This window comes from Corynebacterium pseudogenitalium (assembly GCF_024453815.1).
GTDB classification, from domain to species: Bacteria; Actinomycetota; Actinomycetes; order Mycobacteriales; family Mycobacteriaceae; genus Corynebacterium; species Corynebacterium pseudogenitalium.
This window is the reverse complement of record NZ_CP072934.1, coordinates 2368754-2389603: the sequence shown is the minus strand read 5'-3', so window position 1 is coordinate 2389603 and position 20850 is coordinate 2368754. Positions and strand designations below refer to the sequence as shown.

Sequence of the window (20850 nt, the reverse complement as noted above, 5' to 3'; positions counted from 1 at the left end):
CCCGCTCTCCTCCTAATCCGACATGTCATTTAGTGACGTTCGTCACAACTGTGGAATTTCACGTACATTCCACCGCTGTTTCACAGATTTTGTAATTCCAAAACCTGCGTCTCACCAGTATCTTCCACAGACTTGTCCACACCTGTGGATAACTTCGGTGAGCAAGTTGTCCACAGCCTTCCCCCTCCCCTGTGGATAACTTTTCACGGAACTTTTACCGGCTGTGACCTGCTGTAATTACAAATTACGCCGCAAAGTCTCAACCTGTTGTTCACAGTTATCCACAGCAATGTGGAGAAAGAACGTGTGTAATTGTGGTGCTTTATCATTGTTACCCGGTGTGAGCTTGCAATGTCTAACAGCCCGCACGCCACAACCCTGTGGATAACTCGTTTCACGGATGTGATTCACAGGAAATCTCGAACATTGCGTACGCGTGTTGGGAAGTAATCGCGCGTCAGGCCGGTGATAGCGCGGCCCCCGGTGTTCGAAAATGCGCAACCACCTGCGCGAAAGTACACCTTTGTAATTACGGGGGTAAACGAATGGACCTGCGCCCCACCCGGCGCAAAAGACAGTGTGTCGATTTGAACAACCAGCGGTTTTTCGCGTAGTCTGGCGTAGTCTGTCACACCACGGGCGCGAAGCAACATGCCCACGGTGTGCTTGAGAGCACCATCTACGCAGTGCACCGGGCCGCCCACCCAGGGCGAGTCAGCGAAGGTGATGCATGCAGGTCAACGCGCACAACGCGCCGCGGCCGGGCAATCTCAACCTGAACATTACAATTCCGGGACGGCTACTACCCCGGGAGGGAATGCGTCGCACACCGCGGCGGGTTCCCGCTGGCCGTCGTGACCTCTTATAAGGAGTCCACCGTGTCTAAGCGGACTTTCCAGCCAAACAACCGCCGTCGTTCACGCAAGCACGGCTTCCGTGCCCGCATGCGCACCCGCGCCGGCCGCGCAATCGTTTCCGCGCGCCGCAAGAAGGGCCGCGCAAGCCTGACGGCATAAACGCCCGAAGCGCAGCGACATCGTGTTACCCCGCCCGCACAAACTCTCCTCCTCTGCCGACTTCCGGCAGACCATGAGGAAAGGAGTGCGCGCGGGGTCTCGCACTTTAATCGTCCACGTCCGCTCCCGGGCCGACGACGCCGTCGCGCTGCACGGCGGGCCGCGCTTCGGACTGATCGTGTCCAAGCAGGTCGGTAACGCGGTGACCAGGCACGCGGTGTCTCGGAAACTGCGGCATGTGCTGCGAGGGGGCGTCGATAAGCTGGAGCTGCACCACGACGTCGTGGTGAGAGCCCTGCCCGCCTCAGCCACCGCCACGAGCGCGCAACTCGCACACGACTACGACGCCGCGCTGCGCAAAGCCCTGGACAAATGGCGTACTACAACTTCCTAGGCCAACGCATCCCCGCACCACCAACCGCGGCCGCGCGGGCACTCGTGAAAGCCGTACGCTGCTACCAAAAGTACCTCTCACCCCTTAAGATGGGTGCGACGTGTCGTTTCATGCCAGTGTGCAGCGCCTACGCACTCGAAGCGGTCGCGCGACACGGTGCCATCAAAGGCACCCTGCTCAGCGTGGCCCGCATCTGCAAATGTGGGCCCTGGCACCCCGGCGGGTTCGACCCAGTACCCGGCAGCGGTACGGACGCGTCCACAGGAACGACCACCAAGTAACCAACGAGGAGAAACACCCCAAAGTGCTGAATTTCATCTACTGGCCGATTTCTTGGGTGCTGTGGTTCTGGCACAAAGTATTCGGCTTCATCCTCTCGCCAGACTCGGCGTTGTCATGGATCCTGTCCATCGTCTTCCTCACCTTCACCCTGCGAACCCTGCTGGTCAAGCCCATGGTCAACCAAATGCGGTCCATGCGCAAGATGCAGGAAATGCAGCCGAAGATGCAGGAAATCCGCCAAAAGTACAAGAACGACCAGCAGAAAATGGCGGAAGAGACGCAGAAGCTGTACAAGGAGATGGGCACCAACCCGCTCGCCTCGTGCATCGTCCCGCTGGCGCAGATGCCCGTGTTCATCGGCCTGTTCCACGTGCTGCGCTCCTTCAACCGCACCGGCACCGGCCCCAACCAGCTGGGACTGAGCGTTGAAGAAAACCGCAACCTGGCCAACTACGCGTTCTCCCCAGAAGACGTCCGCTCCTTCCTGGACGCCGACTTCTTCGGCGTGCCGCTCTCCGCGTACATGTCCATGCCAGAAGACGCCTTCGCGGCGTTCACCGGCCTGGACTTCACCCGCGCCAACATCATCATGGTGTGCCTGCCGCTCGTGCTCATCTCCGCGACGTTTACCCACCTCAACGCCCGGATGTCCATGAACCGTCAGGCCGCACGCCGCGCCGCCGGCAAGGTCAACACCCCATCCGGTGACAACGCCGCCATGATGCAACAGCAGATGCAGATGATGAACAAGATGATGCTCTGGGTCTTCCCGGTCATGATCATCGCGTCCGGCTTCCTGTGGCACATCGGCCTGCTGTTCTACATGCTGGCCAACAACGTGTGGACCTTCTTCCAGACCCGCATCGTCTTCGCCAAGATGGACGCCGAGGAAGAGGCCGAGGAGCGCGCCAAGGCAGAAGCCAAGCGCGCCTCCGCTCCCGTTGTCGGTGCACGCAAGGTGGACAAGCGCAGCAAGAAGCAGCGCAAGCAGCAAGGCAAGTAGCTGACTGCCTTCAGCCCCCAGCAAGTGTTTGCTGGGGGCGTTACTTTTACTAGAGTCGATGCCAGACTAAAAATTCAAAGGAGTACACAGCCGTGTCAGCACTACCCACAGCAGCCGCCACCATCTTCGGCGACCGCCTGCCGCTCGCCGAGGCCTACCACGAATCGCTCGCCACAACCGCCGCCGAGCGCGGCTTCATCGGCCCCAAAGAAGTCAGCCGCCTGTGGGAACGGCACATCCTCAACTGTGCGGTGGTCTCCGAAGCACTTGACGACGCCACCACCGTCGCTGACATCGGCTCCGGCGCAGGGCTGCCCGGCATCCCACTGGCCATCGCCCGTCCCGACGTCTCGTTCACCCTTATCGAGCCGCTGCTGAAGCGCTCCACGTACCTCGCCGAGGTCAAAGACGAGCTGGGATTGGACAACGTCACCGTCGTCCGCGGCCGCGCCGAGGAGCAGCCCGGCGGGCAGTTCGACGTGGTCACCTCCCGCGCGGTCGCGCCCCTGGGCAAGCTCGCCGGCTGGAGCCTTCCACTGGTGCGCCGCGGGGGCTCGATGTTGGCGCTGAAAGGCGCTAGTGTTGCAGAAGAACTAGAACGCGACGCGCGGGCGATTGCGAAAGCCGGGGGGATCACGCCGAACATTTTCCAGGTTGGCGCCGACGTCCTCGACCAGCCGACCACCCTCATCCGAATCGTGCGGAAATAGCGGAAAGGAACACCACCAGCATGGACAACGCCACGCTGCAACGCCCCGCGCACACCCGCGTGTTCACCGTTGCGAACCAGAAGGGCGGCGTCGGCAAGACGACGACATCGGTGAATATGGCGTCGGCACTGAGCCGCCAAGGCATGCGCGTCCTCGTCATCGACCTGGACCCGCAGGGCAACGCCTCCACCGCGCTCGGTGCCGAGCACACCTCCGGCACCACCTCCAGCTACGAAGTCCTCATCGGCGAAGCAACGCCCGAGGAAGCACTGCAGGCGCACGCCAACAACGAGAACCTCTACTGCATCCCCGCCACCATCGACCTCGCCGGCGCCGAAATCGAGCTGGTGTCCATGGTGCGCCGCGAATACCGGCTGCACGACGCCATCCGGCGCGGCTTCCTCGAGGAGCACAACTTCGACTACGTCTTCATCGACTGCCCACCATCGCTCGGGCTGCTCACCATCAACGCCATGACCGCCGTCGACGAAGTCATGATCCCCATCCAGTGCGAGTACTACGCGCTTGAGGGCGTCGGCCAGCTGCTCGGCAACATCGGCATGATCCGCGAGCACCTCAACCACAACCTGCACATCTCCGCGATCGTGCTCACCATGTACGACGCCCGCACGCGCCTCGCGGCGGACGTCGCCGGCGAAGTGCGCAACCAGTTCGGCGAAGTGGTGCTGCGCAACGTCATCCCGCGCTCCGTGAAGGTCTCCGAGGCGCCCGGCTACGGCCAAACCGTCATCGACTACGACCCACTCTCCAGCGGAGCGCTGGCCTACTACGACGCCGCCCGCGAACTGGCAACACGCGGCGACTACCAACCACACGCCACCACGGGGCCCATTGGAGTCAGCCCCCAGGTGGCCCAACAACTTGACGAGGGCGAGGAATAACCATGGCACAAGAGCGTAAAGGCGGCCTCGGCCGCGGACTAGCAGCACTCATCCCGCAGGCACCGGCCGCGACCGACAAAACCGGCAAAACCGGCGGCATCGGCGGCAAAGCCTCCGACGTGATCTTCGGCGCCGCCGGGGCTTCGGGAGCTTCCGGTGCTTCCGGTGGCGGCGACAAGCTTCCGCCCCGCGGAAAGCGACCCAAGGTCGCGGGCGCGCCAACCGTCGGCGCCACGCCAGAGAACGTTATGCAACCCGTGCCCGTCGGCGCACGCTACCAGGAAATCGCGGTCGGGCAGATCATCCCGAACCCGAAGCAGCCCCGCCAGGTCTTCGACGAAGACGACCTTAACGAGCTGGTCCACTCCATCCGCGAGTTCGGCCTGCTGCAGCCCATCGTCGTCCGCGACACCCCAGAGGGCTTCGAGCTCATCATGGGCGAGCGCCGCTGGCGCGCCGCCTCCAAAGCCGGCCTGAAGCACATCCCAGCCATCGTCCGCGAAACCTCCGACCAGGACATGCTTCGCGACGCCCTCCTGGAAAACATCCACCGCGTCCAACTCAACCCACTCGAAGAAGCCGCCGCCTACCAGCAACTTCTCGAAGAGTTCGGCGTCACCCAGGAGCAACTCGCCGACAAACTCGGCCGCTCCCGCCCGGTGATCACCAACGCGATCCGCCTCCTGCGCCTCCCGGTGCCGGTGCAGCGCCGCGTCGCCGCCGGTGTTCTCTCCGCAGGTCACGCCCGTGCGCTGCTCGGCCTCAAGCTCGGCAGCGACGCCCTGACCTCCAACGGTCAGACCCTGCTCGCCGAACGCATCGTCTCCGAGGGCTTAAGCGTCCGCGCCACCGAAGAAGCCGTCACGCTCATGAATAACGAAGGCGGCGTCCCACAGAAGAAACGCCGCGAACCCGTCCCCCAGCCCGAATACCTCACCCGGGCCGCCGACCAACTCGCCGACGAATGGGACACCAAAGTCTCCGTCACCATGGGCAAACGGAAAGGCAAAATCGTCGTCGAATTCGGCGACCGTCAGGACTTCGAGCGCATCATGGGCCTCATCCAGGGCACCGACTAACTACAGGTGCTCCTGGCGGAGCAAATCCTGGAAGGAGTAGGTGCCTGTCGGCTGGTCATCAGAATCCAGCAAGTACAGGCGCTTCACCGCCACCACAATCGCCTCCGCGATCGCGTCACGCTGCTGCGGATCCGTCACCACCTCAACATCGTGCGGATTCGTGACATACCCAGCCACGATCTCCACCGACGGCATCCGCGTCATCCGCAGCATCTCCCACGTCCGGGCATGATTCCAGCAATTACGTAGCGACGTCCTCGCCGCAATCTCACGCTGAATATAGCCCGACAGCGTCTCCCCCGTCATCGACGACGTCCCGTTCTCCGAACCGAAGTAGAACGTGGCCACACCATTCGCCTTCTCATTGGCATAACGGTCCAACTGCAGGGAAATCACCAAGTCGGCGTCGAAGCCGTTCGCCAAATCGGCGCGCTCCTTACACGACGGATTATCACCACGCGGACGCGAAATAATCGTCTCCACACCAGCCGCAATCATGCGGCCCTCCACGCGCTGCGCCAAATCCCACAGGATCTCCTCCTCCGTGATCTGGCCGAAGGGGCCGTCGACAAGCGCGCCCTTATCCGCACCACCAAGATGCGGGTCAATCACCACGCGCTTGCCCGCCAACTGCGGGCCAGCCGCGCGCACATGCTCACGCTCACGAATCGCGTGCGCCGAACCGCCCGTAATCCGGCGGCCCAACAGGCTCAACGCGTGCAACGTATCCGGGCCACACACCCCATCGTCTTCCAAGCCCGAGTTCAGCTGGTAATTCACCACGGCCTCGTGCGTGCGCGGACCGAACCGCCCATCCACACGATCCGAATAAAACCCCAGCTCATGCAGCTGCGTCTGCAACTGCCCCACGTCGTCGCCCACCAGCTCCTGATTCGGCTGGTACTGCAACACACGCGCCCCCAACGTATACGACGCCTCACGCAGCTCACGCAACGTCAAGTCATCGATAGCGCCAGTCGGCATAATTCCCCGCGACTGCTGAAATGCTTTCACGGACTCCGCCAAAGGGGCGTCGAAAAGCATCTCGTCGGGAGTGAACTGCCGCGAGTTGAAGTCCTCGATGTCCCCATCGAAGTCCTCCAACATGCCCAAACGCGCAAGCGTCGCACGCGCCTCGGCCACGCGAGCACTCGAATCACCTACGCGGAGAATGTCACCCACTGGGCACCTTTCTACAAAACCAACAATGCAGTCCATCCTACGACGGACAGCCTACAGATACGACTCAACCTTCTGGACGATCTGCGCCTTCGGGAGCGCCCCCACAAACTCATCCACCTTCTGGCCATCCTTGAAGATCAACACAGTCGGAATCGACATGACCTGGAACATCATCCCCAGCTCACGCTCCTCATCCACATTCACCTTCGCGACCTTCACCTTGCCATCCAGCTCAGACGCAATCTCATCCAGCGTCGGCGACAACTTCCGGCACGGAGCGCACCACTCAGCCCAAAAATCCACCAACACCGGCGTCGAAGCCTCAACGACCTCAGCCTTAAACGTATTCTTCGTCACATCAACAGGTGCACTCATCGTTCCTCCTTGAACACAGTTCTTTCTATTCTAAAGCGCCGCAAGGAAATGCTGCGCATCCAACGCCGCCCGGCACCCCGAACCAGCCGCCGTAATCGCCTGACGATAGTGGTTATCCACCAAATCGCCACACGCAAACACGCCCGGCACGTTCGTGCGGGTCGAAGGGGCGTCGACAAGGACGTACCCGCCCTCGTCCGTGGCCACCTGGCCCTCCAGGAACGCCGAACGCGGATCGTGCCCAATCGCCACGAACAACGCCGTCGCGTCCAGCACCGACTCCTCGCCCGACTGCACGTTGCGCACCTTCAGGCCGCCAACCTTGCCATCCTTTTCGACGACCTCTTCGACCACCGAATGCGTAATAAACTCAATCTTCTCATTCGCCCGGGCGCGCTCCAACATAATCTGCGACGCGCGGAAGTTCTCCGAACGGTGAATAATGGAGACCTTCGACCCAAACTTGGTCAAAAACGTCGCTTCCTCCATCGCCGAATCCCCACCACCGACAACGGCAATGTGCTGATCCTTGAAGAAGAAGCCGTCACAGGTCGCGCACGTGGACACACCGCGACCCGTCAGCTCAGCCTCACCCGGAATGCCCAGGTGACGCGGTGCCGCACCAGTAGCGAGAATGGCCGCGCGGGCCTGGTAGACGTCATCCCCCACGAACACCTTCTTCACGTCACCGCTGAGATCAACCTTGTCCACCAGCTCCGACTCCAGGCGCGCGCCGAACTTCTCCGCCTGATCGCGCATCTGCATCATCAGATCCGGGCCCATCACTCCATCTTTGAAGCCAGGGAAGTTCTCGACCTCAGTGGTGTTCATCAGCTCGCCGCCGTACTCGTAACCCTCAAACACCAACGGGTTCAGCTCCGCACGCGCCGCGTACAGCGCTGCCGTGTACCCCGCCGGGCCCGAGCCGACAATAATCACGTCATGAATTTGTTCTGTTTGTTCGCTGGCCTCGTTGGTCATGGAAACTCCTCGTAGATTTGCTCTGTCAGGGGTGTAAACGTAGCCAGTCTACTGTTTGTTCCAGACGTGTGCTTTTGGCATGCGCACCAGATTCCCGCTTGAGGGGTTGGCGACCTGGGGAAACGCCGAGCGTCCTGCTGGAAAGCAGGAATTTGGTGTCTCCTTGATGGGACCCAGTGCCAAAAGACACACCCCTTGTTGCCTAGCCCTTTTGCGACCTGCAGGTATGTAGGTCGCGTTTTTTCGAATTGCGTCTTTTGTCACTCGCCCCGTTTCCTGGACACCAAATTCCCCCACGCGAAGCACGCGACCTGGGGAAACGCCTCGGGGATGGTCAAAATCCTGGAATGTGGTGCGAGTCCCCAGCGAGGAGCTAACAGACCTCTTCCATGTGCTCGAGCATCATGGCGCGAGCTCGGGCGCGGCGCGACTTCATGGTGCCGGGCTGGACGCCGCAGGTGTCGGCGGCGGACTGCAGGGACATGCCCATGATATCGATGAGGAAGACAGCCTTCCGGTGCGCCTCCGGTACGACGCGCAGCGCGTCCTTGACGGCGATAAGGCGGTCGAGGTGAGCGGTCGGGTCGTGGGCCAGGCGGGGATCCTTGTCCTGGGAGAGCTCATCGTTGTCGTCGAGGGACACGGTGTACTCGGCCTTGCGTCGGCGCTGGTGGTCCAAGCTTGCGTTGGCGACCAGCCGGTATAGCCAGGTAGACACCTTCGACTCGAAGCGGAAGCCATACAGGTGACGGGACGCCTTGAGCAGGGCGTCTTGGACGATGTCTTCGGCGTCGCACTCATTGCGTGAGTAGCGAAGGGCGACGCTGAGCATGTTGCGTTCGTGGCGCCGGACGATGAGGTTGAAGGCGTGGATGTCGCCTGCGATGTAGTCGTGGACGAGTTGGTGGTCCGTTTTTCTGCGCATGATGCACCCTCCCATTGCTGATGCATCCAGTGTGATGCATCAGCGCCGGAAGAGGAAGCGTTTTTTGTCCACCATGGTGGACATCATCGGAGGCTAGTGCGCCCGATGAGGGTGACGTCCCGGAGGATGATGTCCTGGCCGGAGACGTTGAGGACCAAGCCGGTGAGTTCCGGTGAGTCCTCCACGTCGATGCCGTTTTCGCCGTTGAGGAACGTGCCCTCCTTAAGCAGCGGCAGGTCTGCGACGTCGCCGTTCCACGAGGCGCCGGCGGGCAGGCCGTAGATCCGGAAGCTGTCGCCGTTGGACGGAGTATCGACGATCACGTGCTCCAGGGTGAACCCTTTGCGGGCGGTCGCGCCCTTGGCGGGTCGGAGCTCGACGCTCACGTTGTCTGAGCCGGTCCAGGTGGTGGAGCGGTCGGCGTCGACAAGCTCGGGCGCGGAAGCACCTTCGATGGTCGCGCGCATCGGGGTGAGCAACACGGGCAGACCCGTGACCTCCTCCTCGACCTCCTCTACCCCGGTCTGGACCGAGTCCACCGTGACGGGTGCGTTCGTGTCGTCGCCGGAGAGGAAGCCGACCAGGTACGCGGTGAGCGCCGCGATGATGATCACCGCGCCAACCGCGAGCGACAGCAACACCGCGAGTGTGACCGGACCGTAACGGCGAGATCCGAAACCGCCGCGCAGGTCCTTCGGCTCCTCAGACTGCTCCTCGACCGGCTCGACGGGTTCGATAGCTTCGGCGGGGGCGTCCTCGGCTTCGTCGCGGGTGAGCTGGCGCTCGAGTTCGCGGAAGTCGTGGGACTCGATGGCGTCGGCGTCGACGAGGGCGCGGGTGGTGCTGGCGACATCCGCGAGGTCATCGGAGTCGACGTTGGTGGTCAGCAGCTGCAGCGCGGAGGCAAAGGCGTCGGCGTCGTCGGCGGCGGAGGCGTCCGGCAAGACGGCCGGGAACGCGAGGCGCACGTGGCCCTCGCGGTCGATACGGAGGCGCTGGCGGTTATCCAACCCGAGCGGCACCCCAGCCTCGTGCGCCGCGGCGATCGCGCCCGCCAACGGGGCAAGCGCGTTCGCCACCGCGTCCGTGTGCAACGTCTGGCCTGACTCGGCGACCGCGCGGACCGAGGAGCCCTCCACCCAGTCAGCGACTACGAGGGCGCCGGTGCGATACGACGCGATCTCGATGTTCTCCGGCAGCGCCGGGTGGCGCAACATCGCGAGCTTGCGCGTGCGGCGCGACACACCCGCGGCATCGATAGCGGCCTGGCGCGGCGTCGCCGGAGCCATCGGGGCCATGCCCGTCGTATCGACGAACGTCAGCGCCACGGAGCGGCCCGTCGACACCTCGCGGGCCTGCCAGAACTGCGCGCCCGTCGTGGAGCCGTGATCGCGGATGAGGCGGAAGCGGCCATCCGACACCGACGCACCCGGCACCAAACGCGGACCACGCACGACACCAGCCGACATCGGCGGCGGCACCGGCGACGCATTGAACGTATCGGCGGCCAGGAACTGCTGCGACACATCCCGCAGGTCCACCTCGCCGACCTCGATCGCGGCGTCCTCGTTCGGGCGGATAAAGCGGCCCATGCCCGGGATGCGGGCCAGCGCGCGGCCCAAGTTCTGCACCTCCGGCAGGCCAGAGCGCGACAGCACCAGGCCCGTCGCCACCACGAACAGCACGCCGAGGACCATCACCTCAAGCAAGAAGCCCAGCGACGGCAGGCCGATGAGGCCGCCGAGGAAGGATGGGGCGTCGATACCCGCGACATCGCGCACGAGCCAGCGCACCAGGAACATCACCGCGATACCGATCAGCGCCGAGGCCGTCGCCCACAGCGATGTGTGCAGCACCGAGCGGGCCTCCAGCGTGCCCAACTTACGACGCAGCAACAGCGCGCCGATCACCGCGCCGGCGACGAAACCGAAGCCGTTCGCCGCACCCAACAGCACCACCACGGACTGCGTCGAGTCCGCAACCAGCGGTGCAAGATACGACAGCACCACCTTCGTAATCGTGATGCCGGCGATGATGAACGTCGGCGTCCACGCTTCCTCCCGGGCATAAAACACGCGCAGGTGCAGCATCACCAGGGCGTACGGGATCAGGGTGAACGCGGAGAAGCTCACCGTCAGGCCCAGCGTGCGGGCCGTGCCGCCGTCGAAGTTGCCGTAGGCGAACAGCGCGTGCCCGATGTCCGGGCCGAGCGCCGTCATAAAGACAATGATCGGGATCAGGGCGATGAACGTCAGCTTCGTGCCCAGCGTCAAGTCCCGGACCACCGCGGCGTCATCACCGTCGGCGGCGTTGCGGGACAGGCGCGGCATGATCGCCGTCAGCAACGTGACGCCAATGATGCCGTAGGGCACCTGCAGCAGCATCCAGTGCTGCTGGTAAATAATCGGGGCGGCGTCGCTCGCCATCGACGCGATACGCGTGGTCACGATGTAGCCGACCTGGCTAATCCCCACATAAGTCACGATCGCCAGGGCCATCCCGCCGAACACCTTGAGGCGGTCGTCAATACCCCACAGCGGCCGCAGGTTAATGCCGAGCTTGCGCAGCGCCGGCAGCATAATCAGGCACTGCACCGCCACACCCAACGTCGTGCCGACGCCCAGCAGCAGCACATGCGGATTCGCTATCGACGCCGGCGCCGCGGGATTCAAACTGCCCGGCAACATCATGTACCCCAGCAGCACCGCAATCGACACCACGTTGTTCGCCACCGGCGCCCACGCACCCGGCCGGAAATGCTCCTTCGTATTCAGCACCGCCATGAACAGCGAGAACATGCCGTAGAAGAAAATCTGCGGCAATACCAAATACGCAAACGACGTCGACTGCGCGACGTTCACCTGGCCCTCATCGTCGAGGAAGACGCGAGTCAGCAGCGGCGCGGCGGCCACTGCGATGATGGTCACCACCGTCAGGAGCGTCAGCGTCAGCGTGAACAGCTGGCGGATAAAGCGCTCCCCGTGGTCCGGGTCCTCCTTCTCCGCGCGCACCAACACCGGCACCACCAGCGCCGTCAACACGGACCCCAGCACGATCTCCGTAATAATGTTCGGCAGCGTATTCGCCGTATTAAATGCCGACGCCACCGCCGGGCCCAACGCGGCGCCGATCAGCACCGTGCGGATGAAGCCCGTGATGCGCGAAATCAGCGTCGCGATCGCCATCGACCCCGTCGCCCGCACCACGGAATTGCTCTCCGGGGCGGGATTCGGCACCGCCGCCGAAGGGTCCGCGGTCAGCGTCGAACGGTCCGGGGCCTCGGCCTCGGTGGCGTCGATAAGCTCTGGGTTTTCTCGCGGCGTGGGCACCGGCGCCGGCGGTGCAGGGGGCACGATTCGGCCACGCGTACCAGCCCGAGGTTGCTCAACCACGTCAGTCTCCAATCAAAGGTGGGTGTTCATTGTCCAAACGTTGCTGTGTTGTTGGGCTGCGTGGCGCTGCCCGCGCCCGGCGCCGGCGGCCCACCGAATACATCAGCATCAGCACCACCAGCACGCCAAGCCCGGTGACCAGCGCCCAGCCCTCCACGGCGGCGCCCGCCGTGCGCACAGAAATGTTCACCGGCTGCGAGATCGGACTGCCGTCGGTACCCGCCAGGTACAGCTGCAGGTCAATACTGCGCTGGTCCTCCGGGTAGTCCGCCGTCATCTGTACCGTCTGCGAGCCGCGGGCCGGGATCCGCATCGTGGTTGGCACGTGCAGCGTGATCGGGCCGCTCGCTGCCTGGAACCGGATGGTCGTCTGTACCGGCAGCGGCATCCCGTTCTGCGCCACGATCAGCAGCGGGCTCGACGGGGAGGTCCGCGTGTACACGTTGCCCGGCGGGATCAGCGTCACCGACGCCCGCAGCGCCTGCAACGTGTCGCGGCTGCCCCGCAACCGCTCGGCCGTGGTGCGCACGGCGGCGTCGTACCGCGACAGCGACTGCCGCTCCTGCATACTCAGGGCCGCCAGCACATCGCGGCGCAGCGGCAGCGTGAACCCGTAACGCGTCAGCGCCACCTGTGGGTCGTTCGCGAGCAGCTGCGTTAAGTCATCTGTGAACTCGGCCTGCTGGGAGGCCGTCAGCACCTCCGCGTCCGAGACCACTGTCGGATCCGGAAACAGCGTGCCCACGCGCGTCGCCGCCGGCACCTCCGCCGGGTCGGGCGTGTTCAGGAAGTCTCCGAAACTCATCGGCGCGACCTCACCGGACCGGACCAGCTCCGCGACCGTCCCCAGCAGCAGCGCCGCCGAGTCCGCGTCCCAGCCCGCCGGAGGGTTCACGAACACTGGCTCCTCCGGCGTCGCTTCTTGCGCCGCCAGCCTGAGCGCGGAGGCCGCATTGATCGCGCGCGCCCGCTGGGAGTCCATCTCGTAGCGGTACCGCAGCGCGTCATTCGAGTAGCCGACGGTGGCGGGGGCGGAGCCGACCGTCGCTAAGACCGAGGCCAGCGAGTCCTGGAACTGCACCGCCATCACCCCCGGCGCCACCCACGCGGCGTTGCCGGGGCCCGGGTGGTCGACGCTGCTTCGCGCCGCCAGCACTTTCACCGGGTTCGCAGGTGCTGCCGGGAACACGTCCGCCGCGTCCGGCAGCTCGTTGCGGTCGAGCGCCGCCTGCCCGTCCTCGCTTGTCTGCGCCTCCTCCGCCTGAGCAGCCTCCCACTCCCCCTGCAGCCCGTGCTCCGGGATAGCGGAATCGATGTGGTTGGCCCAGCCGAAGGCGGGGGCCGCGTCCGGCGTGATGTAGCCGGCGCCCGGGATGACGGCGTTGAGCGTGCCCGGCGTGCCGAGCTCCCGCTCGAGCACGAACGGGCCGCGCTCCAACGCCTCACGCATCAGCCACTCGTCCCCGGTGCGGGCCAGGGTGTTGACGTCCACGTTCTGCCACGGCAGCGCCACCGTGCACCCCTTCGCGGCGACGCTGCGCAGCTGCTCCAGCCACGCCTGCGCGTCCGCTTGTCCCTTGCCTACCTCGCCCTGGGCGGTGGTGTCGTCGGTGGTCCAGCTGTCGCGGAGCCGTTTCGGCTCCTCAGCGACCGGCGGGCGCGTGGTGGTGACGCGGTAGCCTTCTGCCATCCGCGCGACCGTGTCCACGAGGGCCGGGTCCAGCCCCACGCACGTGGCGAAGCCGACGCCAGGCTCCTCCACCGCGTCCTCGTACTGACTGAGCAGCCGCTCAAGGCGCCCGCCGGGCGCGAGCTGGTTCGCCAACGTCTCCGACTTCAGCAGCAGCGGGGAGCGCTCCGGCGCCTCCCCTGTTTCCCCGGGCACAATGTCAATTGGTGCGGTGATCGGGTACAGGGCGGTCATAGTCGGCGCCGGGTCCTCCGACGGCTCGCCGCGCACCGAGATGTGGAAGCGCTCAGTATCCAGCGTGGTCAGGTTCTGTTTGAGTTCGAACAGCAGCGGGTACGTCCCCGCGCCCGGCAGCTCAACATCCAGCTCGACCTCTGCCGACTCCCCCGCGCCCAACTCCTTATCGACGTCCACTCCGCGCCCCACCGGGCCGTACTCGCTCACCGAGGCGACCGCCGCCGCGCGCTGGTCCAGCACGGAACCCGTGGCCGGGCCACGCCGTGGGACCACGCGCAGGTTCGCCAGCGGCGCGTCCGTGTCGTTGTGGATGCGAAGTTTCACGTGAAACATTTCGCCGACGTTGAGTGCCGAGGGGGCGTCGACAAGCGTGATGGACGCGCGGGTGCCCTCCCCCGGACGCACTGCCGGGTTCACCCACTGCGACGCCACCGCCGGGTCCTCGGGCGACGTTGGCGCTGGTAGGGCGCCCGCCGTGACCGGAAGCAGGCCCAGCGCCGCCACCGCAATCGCCGCGGCTCCGCTACGCACGCTGCTCATCGCGGTGTCAACCTTCCGGCCGCGGCTTCCTTGCGCGCCAAGTCCGGCATCCTGTTCACCGCGATCCGCGCGAGCTTGCGCTCGTCCGCGTACGCCAGGCGCTCGATCAGCTGGTTCATCGGCACCCACGCGACTTCCGTGACTTCCGGGTCTTCGTCGTTAAACGCCCCGTCGACGTAGCGCAACAAGTTGTGGTGCACTGTCTTATGAATACGGACGCCCTCAGAAATGAACCAATAATCAATCACACCGAGCGTGTTGAAGGCCTCGCCGGTAATCCCGGTTTCCTCCCACACCTCACGCTCCGCAGTGCGCCACTGCTCCTCGCCTTCCTCCACGTGGCCCTTCGGCATCGACCACAACAGACGCCCCCGACGGTCCAGCCGCCCAATGAGCGCGACGTAAATCTTCGACAGGTCCACCTTGTCGTGCCGGTCCACAGCCTCCGCCATACCAGACACCACCAGGCCGCCCGCACTCGTCTCGTTCCGGGTCTCCAGCGACGAATCCACCGGCCGCTGCTGCCTCTTGCGTGCCGAGGTCCCCCTGCCCCGCCGGTTCGACCCGCGGCGACGCTGCTGCTGCGACCCCCGCTTTTTGGCGTGCGAACCACGCCGACGGCCACGCCGCCGCTTCGGGGAGTCACCCCCCGCCTTCGAGTTAGCGCCGTCCCCGCGCCCCTTCCCGCCAGAGTTCGAAGACTTCCGCTCCGACGGAGGAACCGGCTTCGGCCGAGTGTTCTCAGTCATTCAATTCATGGTATCCGTACTGGCCACCTTTGTGGTACTTAACAGCACCAGGGAAGCAAAGTATCGTGTGAGAGGTGACAAAGACTGAAGAAACACACCGGTGCCCGTTCGACCTCCCCGACCCCTCCGACCCGAACGCCGTCGCGGCGTTGCAGGTTCGGGCCGAAGAGGGCGTCGAAAAGCTGAGTGGCTTGCTGACGCCCCTCGCCCAGCGCTTCGTGGAGCGCGGCGAGCACCTCTACCTCGTCGGCGGGCCCGTGCGCGACGCGATGCTTGGCAAGCTCGGGCACGACCTCGACTTCACGACGTCCGCCCTGCCCCCCACCGTGCAGGAAATTCTCGACGAGTGGGGCGAGACGACCTGGGACACCGGCATCGAGTTCGGCACGGTGGCCGCCGTGCGCGAGGGCCAGCAGGTGGAGATCACGACGTTCCGCTCCGACCTGTACGACGGCGTGACACGCAACCCCGAGGTGACCTTCGGCGACACCCTCGACGGCGACCTCATTCGGCGCGACTTCGCCTGCAACGCGATGGCCATCGAGCTCGATGTGGTCGACGGCGCACTTCGCCCAATCTTCCACGACCCCGTGGATGGCATCAGTGACCTGCTCCAACGCCGCCTTGACACCCCGCAGGCCCCCGAGATTTCCTTCCGCGACGACCCGCTGCGCATGCTGCGCGCTGCTCGCTTCGCCTCCCAACTCGGCTTCGAGGTTGCCCCGCGCGTCTTCGACGCGATGCGCGACATGGCAGGTGAGATTGAGCGGATCACCGTCGAGCGGATCCAAGCCGAGCTGGACAAGCTCATGTGTGGCATCGCCCCCTGGGACGGCATTGACCTGCTGGTTCGCACCGGCATCGCCGAGTTCGTGCTGCCTGAGGTGCCGGCGCTGCAGCTCGAGCAGGACGAGCACATGCAGCACAAGGACGTCTATGCGCACTCACTGACAGTGCTTCGACAGGCCACCGAGCTCGAGGACGACGGCCCCGACCTCAAGCTGCGGCTCGCTGCGCTGCTTCACGACGTCGGCAAGCCCGCCACCCGCGCCCTCAAGGAAGGCGGTGGCGTGAGCTTCCACCACCACGAGGTCGTGGGTGCGAAGCTGGTGCGCAAGCGCCTCCGCGCGCTGAAGTACCCGAAGCACGTCATCAGCGATGTCGGCCAACTGGTGTTCCTGCACATGCGTTTCTATGGTTTCGGCGAAGGCAAGTGGACCGATTCGGCGGTGCGTCGCTACGTCACCGACGCCGGCGACCTCCTCAGCCGCTTGAACAAACTCGTGCGCGCCGACTGCACGACGCGAAACCCACGCAAGGCGCGCCGCCTGCAGCGTGCGTACCAGAACCTCGAGGAGCGAATCGCGACGCTCGCCGAGCAGGAGGACCTCGCGCGGATCCGCCCTGACCTGGACGGCAACGAAATCATGCAGATCCTGGATCTCAAGCCCGGCCCGGAGGTCGGCGAGGCCTGGAAGTATATGAAGGAACTACGTCTGGAGCGCGGCGAACTCGAGCACGACGAGGCCGTCGCTGCGCTGAAGTCTTGGTGGGAGGAACGTAATGCCTGAGTATTTCTACGGCGACCGCCTGTTTACGTCACTCGAGCGCACGGAACCCGACAGCGGTATGCTGCTCGTCGCTGCACCCGGGATGCTGGCGCCTTCGTTTACGCGGTCCGTTGTCCTTATTATCGAGCACGGCGAGCAGGGCACGCTCGGCGTCATCTTGAATCGTCGTTCCGACGCCGCCGTTGTAAACGTGCTGCCCGAGTGGGAGTCGCTCGCCAGCGAGCCGGCGGTGATGTATTACGGCGGACCCGTCAGCCCGAACGCTGCCGTTGGCCTGGGCGTCACGCGCAACGACGTCGACATCGCCGAGCACCCGACCCTGACGCGCCTCGCGAACAAGCTTGTGCACGTGAACATGCATGCGTCGGCTGAGCAGTTCACTGGGCTGCTGGAGGGCTTCCGCCTGTTCGCCGGGTTCTCGTCCTGGGACGCGGGTCAGCTCGACGAGGAGATCGAACGCGGCGACTGGTACGTCGCCCCGGCCCTCCCCTCCGACGTCATCACACCCGCGAGTGTCGATTTGTGGGCCGACGTCCTACGCCGCCAACCCATGCCCCTACCCCTGTTCGCCACCTTCCCATCCGACATCGAGGACAACTAGATGAATGTTTCACGTGAAACATTGCGAGAATTCGGCCTCGGAGTGCGCGACATGTGGCTCGTCGGGCTCGGCGTTGTGCCCCTCGGGCTAGCGTTTGGGCTGCTCATGGTGCAATCCGGGTTCGCTTGGTGGTGGACACCGGTCTTCTCGATGCTTATCTACGCCGGCTCCACCGAGTTCCTCGCAATCCCGATGGTACTCGGCGGCGTCGGCCCCGCCTCCGCCGCGATGACCGGTTTCATGGTGAACTTCCGACACCTCTTCTACGGCCTCACCTACCCGCGGGACGCGATCCGCTCGACGTTCGGCCGCCTCTATTCGATGTATTCACTAACCGACGAAGCCTACGCCGTCATCAGCGCCCGACAGCAGACCACGCGCTACACCGGCCCGCGCCTCATCGCCATCCACGTGATGTGCCAGGCGCTCTGGGTCGTGTCTGGTCTCGTCGGCGCGCTCGCCGGCGAACGCCTTCCCGGCACAATCGAGGGCATGGACTTCGCACTCACCGCCCTCTTCATCGTCCTAGCCTACGAGGCGTTCCAGGCATCCCGCGACATGAGCGCCGTGCTCATCGCCGCTGGGATCGCGCTCGTTGCAGCCTTCGTCGTCCCCGGACAGATGCTGATGGTAGCGCTCATCGCGTACTTCCTGGTCCTGCTGGTTCGGTTCTGGGTACCTGGCGTCGATAAGCGATTGGAGTGGAAGCGATGAACGGACTTCCCGCCGGCGTTGATCTGCCCATGGTGTGGGCCGTCATCTTGCCGATCGCCGTGGTCACCGTGCTTCTGCGTGCCCTGCCCTTCGCCTTCCGCGGGTGGCTAGACGGCAGCCCCCTTCTCGACTTCCTCCGCCTCTACATGCCCGTCGGTGTCATGATCGTCCTCGTGCTGTACACCTTCACCAGCTCCGACCAGCCCGTGTGGACCGGGGTGCTCGTCGGCTTCGTGACGCTCGCCCTCCACGCTTGGCGACGCTCCCCCGCCCTCTCCATCCTGGTCGGCACGGGGTTGTACGTGGCGCTCGTCAACCTTGTCTTGTGAATAGAAGTGTTGCTGAGTTAGAAACTGCCTGATACATTAGCGGTTGTTGTTAAAAGCCTGGCAATATCGCCCTCTGTATTCAGGAGATTCCCATGAAGCGTTTCGCTACCGCTGCCATCGCAGCCACCACTGCCCTTTCGCTCGCTGTTGTTCCGGCGGGTGCTGTTAACGCAGGTGATAAGACCCCTCCGGGTTTTGGATATGACTCTTCTTCGAAGGTTTCTGAAGATGAGGCAGTCGGTTACGCAGTTTTGCTGGCTGTAGCTGAGTTTGCTAAGCCGGGCATCGGCATGTCAGCGCCATTCAAGGGCTCCTCCGAAGCAGGCGTATTCAAGACCAAGGCTGGGGAGAACAATAAAAAGTCCGATGCCATTATCTTGTCGTCCTATAAGAATGACGCGAACAACGGCTACAAGCTCGGGACTACCTACGACATCCTAGTCGGTACCGGTATTGCTGCCGCCATTCTTGCCTTGGTGGGCGGCATCGCTGCTCAGCAAGGCCTCATTCAGCTTCCGTTCTAACATTTATTCAGGAGATTCCCATGAAGCGTTTCGCTACCGCTGCCATCGCAGCCACCACTGCCTTCTCGCTCGCTGTTGTACCGGCACAGGCTGGGGAGACTTCGAGCGGAGACGAGGTCACTTCGTCTGTCGCAGCGTTGACCCTTCTGCAGATCGGTAAGATTGGCGCTGCCGAGAACGAAGCTGACGCCAAGAAGGCAATCGCCGAGGCTGAGTTCGGTCTCGCTGCACTGCAAAGCTCTTTCGACAATGACCGTGAAAAGGATTGGCCTATCGGCCGCACCTTCGACATCATCTGGGGTTCCTTGCTCGGTGTTGCGGCTCTTGGTGGTCTTGCGTTTCTGGCACTGAACGCAAAGTAGATTTCAAGATTTTGCGCTCGGCTCGGGTTTCGGGCCGGGCGCTTTCGCGTATATGCCACAGGGTTTAATAACGTCACATACGTTAGACTGGTCCATAGTCTTGGTAGGGGCGAAGCTTCAATTTCTGCCACTTACTTGCCAGGTCTGAAGCGTCCCCAGGGGATGTTGTGCCTATATTTATAGTCACTCAACAGTGTGGTGTGGGGCTGAGATGATCCATGAGCGGGTTGATGGGGCCGAGCTATTGACTGGGAATTAATAGGCGCCAATCAAATTGAAAAACCCAGCCTTATACGAGAGGCTGGGTCAGAATGTGGCGTCGATAAGTGAATTAGAACGGCAGCGCTGGAAGCTGAATGCCCGGAATGACGCCGGAGACTGCAGCAACGACACCAAGAAGTGCAACGAGCGCAGCCGGAACGCCGATCAGGAGACCGAGAATGCCTGCCTTGTAATCCTTGTCGTTGATCAGCTCCTTGACACAATCCAGCTCGTCAGAAGAAGAGGTCAGCTCCTCGCGGATCTCCTGACGAGTCTGATCAGCCTTGTTCTTAGCGATGTCACCAGCAGTCTGTGCCTCAGCTGCCTTCTTCTTTGCCTTAGCCTCCTTTTCCTTCTCTGCGGCCTCAGCCTTGACCTTGCACTGCGCGTAGGCAACCGAGGAGCCAACCTTGGCATCCTTGTCGGAAGGCTGAGCCTCAGCCGCGAATGCAGGGCCAGCGACCAGGGACAGGGACAGAGTTGCAGCAGCTGCTACGGAGGTAAAACGGTTCATGGGTAGCTCCTTTGTGGGATCGGTTAAAGTTAGGGACTCGCCAAAGTTTTGGCATGTCTGCAACTAACATCGATCGGAACGTCCTGTGCGTTACTTCGGAGATCAAATGATTCCGAGAGGTGATTTGGGAACAGCGCTCCCCTGCCCTGCGCGGGCTCGGACCAATAGGTCAGAGTGGGTTGAGAACTTGCTACTCCCATGGGGCCGTCGAACGGCTCCGATTGTCCGCGGGGCGGACAGGTGATTGCGTGTTTCGATATTCCGCGGGGCGGACAACTCGCCGTTGTTGCAACCCAGTATTGTTCACTTTCCGCGGGGCGGACACCACTTCGCGAATTGCATCGGCGAAGCACGCATTCCGCGGGGCGGACAACTCGCCGTTGTTGCAACCCAACCTCCCGCACAGTCCGCCGCGCGGACTCCAACGAAGCTTTAGTCGACTCCAGTAGCATTCCGCGGCGCGGACAGAGCGAGTTCAGCTCAATACCCAAACGATTGCATCAAGGTGTCCGCCGCG

General features: G+C 63.7%; 21 protein-coding genes. 13 read left to right on the top strand and 8 right to left on the bottom strand.

Features of this window, described 5'->3' with window-relative positions; all coding sequences use genetic code 11:
- The first annotated feature begins 878 nt into the window (after nt 1–878).
- The 7 genes from rpmH (at nt 879) to KBP54_RS11185 (ending at nt 5386) form a co-directional block, all read left to right on the top strand.
- Nucleotides 879–1016, top strand: coding sequence for a 50S ribosomal protein L34 (rpmH, locus tag KBP54_RS11215; RefSeq protein ID WP_070478313.1), 138 nt, complete (start codon nt 879–881; stop codon nt 1014–1016).
- A gap of 22 nt (nt 1017–1038) precedes the next feature.
- A complete protein-coding gene (gene rnpA / locus KBP54_RS11210) occupies nt 1039–1410 on the top strand; it encodes a ribonuclease P protein component (protein ID WP_256005830.1) in 372 nt (123 codons plus the stop codon).
- The gene (gene yidD, locus KBP54_RS11205) at nt 1389–1691 is read left to right on the top strand and encodes a membrane protein insertion efficiency factor YidD (RefSeq protein WP_256005829.1); all 303 of its coding nucleotides are present in this window, start codon (nt 1389–1391) and stop codon (nt 1689–1691) included. Before rnpA ends, yidD begins: the two co-directional genes overlap by 22 nt.
- 23 nt (nt 1692–1714) lie before the next feature.
- Nucleotides 1715–2695, top strand: a complete 981-nt coding sequence (gene yidC / locus KBP54_RS11200; RefSeq protein WP_071568056.1) for a membrane protein insertase YidC — start codon at nt 1715–1717, stop codon at nt 2693–2695.
- Between the two features lie 92 nt (nt 2696–2787).
- Entirely contained in the window at nt 2788–3405 is a 618-nt protein-coding gene (gene rsmG, locus KBP54_RS11195) for a 16S rRNA (guanine(527)-N(7))-methyltransferase RsmG (RefSeq protein ID WP_256005826.1), read from the top strand.
- Nucleotides 3406–3425: 20 nt separating this feature from the next.
- Entirely contained in the window at nt 3426–4307 is an 882-nt protein-coding gene (locus KBP54_RS11190) for a ParA family protein (protein WP_070363382.1), read from the top strand.
- A 2-nt stretch (nt 4308–4309) separates the two neighbouring features.
- Nucleotides 4310–5386, top strand: a complete 1077-nt coding sequence (locus tag KBP54_RS11185; protein ID WP_256005825.1) for a ParB/RepB/Spo0J family partition protein — start codon at nt 4310–4312, stop codon at nt 5384–5386.
- On the opposite strand, the gene KBP54_RS11180 is transcribed toward KBP54_RS11185, so the two are convergent.
- The 7 genes from KBP54_RS11180 to KBP54_RS11150 all read right to left on the bottom strand — a co-directional run bounded on the left by KBP54_RS11180 (nt 5387) and on the right by KBP54_RS11150 (nt 15457).
- Entirely contained in the window at nt 5387–6568 is a 1182-nt protein-coding gene (locus KBP54_RS11180) for an N-acetylmuramoyl-L-alanine amidase (protein ID WP_270049409.1), read from the bottom strand.
- Nucleotides 6569–6619: 51 nt separating this feature from the next.
- Entirely contained in the window at nt 6620–6943 is a 324-nt protein-coding gene (gene trxA, locus KBP54_RS11175; protein WP_070478319.1) for a thioredoxin, read from the bottom strand.
- A 30-nt stretch (nt 6944–6973) separates the two neighbouring features.
- Entirely contained in the window at nt 6974–7924 is a 951-nt protein-coding gene (gene trxB / locus KBP54_RS11170; protein ID WP_070363386.1) for a thioredoxin-disulfide reductase, read from the bottom strand.
- 373 nt (nt 7925–8297) lie between these two features.
- The gene (locus tag KBP54_RS11165) at nt 8298–8849 is read right to left on the bottom strand and encodes a sigma-70 family RNA polymerase sigma factor (protein ID WP_256005821.1); all 552 of its coding nucleotides are present in this window, start codon (nt 8847–8849) and stop codon (nt 8298–8300) included.
- Between the two features lie 83 nt (nt 8850–8932).
- Complete coding sequence (locus tag KBP54_RS11160) at nt 8933–12241, bottom strand: murein biosynthesis integral membrane protein MurJ (protein WP_256005819.1); 3309 nt, start codon at nt 12239–12241, stop codon at nt 8933–8935.
- 1 nt (nt 12242) lies between these two features.
- Nucleotides 12243–14708 carry a DUF6049 family protein gene (locus KBP54_RS11155; protein ID WP_256005818.1) on the bottom strand — a complete coding sequence of 822 codons (2466 nt, stop codon included), beginning with the start codon at nt 14706–14708 and terminating at the stop codon, nt 12243–12245.
- Complete coding sequence (locus KBP54_RS11150; RefSeq protein ID WP_256005816.1) at nt 14705–15457, bottom strand: NUDIX hydrolase; 753 nt, start codon at nt 15455–15457, stop codon at nt 14705–14707. The genes KBP54_RS11155 and KBP54_RS11150 overlap by 4 nt, the downstream gene beginning before the upstream one ends.
- A gap of 149 nt (nt 15458–15606) precedes the next feature.
- Here KBP54_RS11150 and KBP54_RS11145 point away from each other — a divergent pair, with 149 nt between their 5' ends.
- The 6 genes from KBP54_RS11145 (at nt 15607) to KBP54_RS11120 (ending at nt 19558) form a co-directional block, all read left to right on the top strand.
- Nucleotides 15607–17028 (top strand): CCA tRNA nucleotidyltransferase, encoded by a 1422-nt coding sequence (locus KBP54_RS11145; protein ID WP_256006661.1) that lies wholly within the window; start codon nt 15607–15609, stop codon nt 17026–17028.
- The gene (locus KBP54_RS11140) at nt 17021–17629 is read left to right on the top strand and encodes a YqgE/AlgH family protein (protein WP_256005815.1); all 609 of its coding nucleotides are present in this window, start codon (nt 17021–17023) and stop codon (nt 17627–17629) included. The genes KBP54_RS11145 and KBP54_RS11140 overlap by 8 nt, the downstream gene beginning before the upstream one ends.
- A complete protein-coding gene (locus tag KBP54_RS11135) occupies nt 17630–18343 on the top strand; it encodes an AzlC family ABC transporter permease (protein ID WP_256005813.1) in 714 nt (237 codons plus the stop codon). It abuts the gene before it with no gap.
- Entirely contained in the window at nt 18340–18672 is a 333-nt protein-coding gene (locus KBP54_RS11130; protein ID WP_256005812.1) for a branched-chain amino acid transporter permease, read from the top strand. Before KBP54_RS11135 ends, KBP54_RS11130 begins: the two co-directional genes overlap by 4 nt.
- 92 nt (nt 18673–18764) lie before the next feature.
- Complete coding sequence (locus KBP54_RS11125) at nt 18765–19196, top strand: hypothetical protein (RefSeq protein ID WP_070478332.1); 432 nt, start codon at nt 18765–18767, stop codon at nt 19194–19196.
- Between the two features lie 20 nt (nt 19197–19216).
- Complete coding sequence (locus tag KBP54_RS11120; protein ID WP_070478334.1) at nt 19217–19558, top strand: hypothetical protein; 342 nt, start codon at nt 19217–19219, stop codon at nt 19556–19558.
- Between the two features lie 331 nt (nt 19559–19889).
- Here the strand turns inward: KBP54_RS11120 and KBP54_RS11115 are convergent, their stop codons facing one another.
- Nucleotides 19890–20333, bottom strand: coding sequence for a hypothetical protein (locus KBP54_RS11115; RefSeq protein ID WP_070478336.1), 444 nt, complete (start codon nt 20331–20333; stop codon nt 19890–19892).
- Between the last annotated feature and the right edge of the window lie 517 nt (nt 20334–20850).

Excerpts from the sequence above, each read along its gene's own strand:
- KBP54_RS11135 (WP_256005813.1), top strand. The coding sequence starts at position 17,630 with ATGAATGTTTCACGTGAAACATTGCGAGAATTCGGCCTCGGAGTGCGC.
- KBP54_RS11115 (WP_070478336.1), bottom strand. The coding sequence starts at position 20,333 with ATGAACCGTTTTACCTCCGTAGCAGCTGCTGCAACTCTGTCCCTGTCC.
- KBP54_RS11120 (WP_070478334.1), top strand. The coding sequence starts at position 19,217 with ATGAAGCGTTTCGCTACCGCTGCCATCGCAGCCACCACTGCCTTCTCG.
- KBP54_RS11155 (WP_256005818.1), bottom strand. The coding sequence starts at position 14,708 with ATGAGCAGCGTGCGTAGCGGAGCCGCGGCGATTGCGGTGGCGGCGCTG.
- KBP54_RS11165 (WP_256005821.1), bottom strand. The coding sequence starts at position 8,849 with ATGCGCAGAAAAACGGACCACCAACTCGTCCACGACTACATCGCAGGC.
- KBP54_RS11125 (WP_070478332.1), top strand. The coding sequence starts at position 18,765 with ATGAAGCGTTTCGCTACCGCTGCCATCGCAGCCACCACTGCCCTTTCG.
- KBP54_RS11130 (WP_256005812.1), top strand. The coding sequence starts at position 18,340 with ATGAACGGACTTCCCGCCGGCGTTGATCTGCCCATGGTGTGGGCCGTC.
- KBP54_RS11140 (WP_256005815.1), top strand. The coding sequence starts at position 17,021 with ATGCCTGAGTATTTCTACGGCGACCGCCTGTTTACGTCACTCGAGCGC.
- trxA (WP_070478319.1), bottom strand. The coding sequence starts at position 6,943 with ATGAGTGCACCTGTTGATGTGACGAAGAATACGTTTAAGGCTGAGGTC.
- trxB (WP_070363386.1), bottom strand. The coding sequence starts at position 7,924 with ATGACCAACGAGGCCAGCGAACAAACAGAACAAATTCATGACGTGATT.
- KBP54_RS11150 (WP_256005816.1), bottom strand. The coding sequence starts at position 15,457 with ATGACTGAGAACACTCGGCCGAAGCCGGTTCCTCCGTCGGAGCGGAAG.
- KBP54_RS11185 (WP_256005825.1), top strand. The coding sequence starts at position 4,310 with ATGGCACAAGAGCGTAAAGGCGGCCTCGGCCGCGGACTAGCAGCACTC.
- KBP54_RS11190 (WP_070363382.1), top strand. The coding sequence starts at position 3,426 with ATGGACAACGCCACGCTGCAACGCCCCGCGCACACCCGCGTGTTCACC.
- yidD (WP_256005829.1), top strand. The coding sequence starts at position 1,389 with ATGGCGTACTACAACTTCCTAGGCCAACGCATCCCCGCACCACCAACC.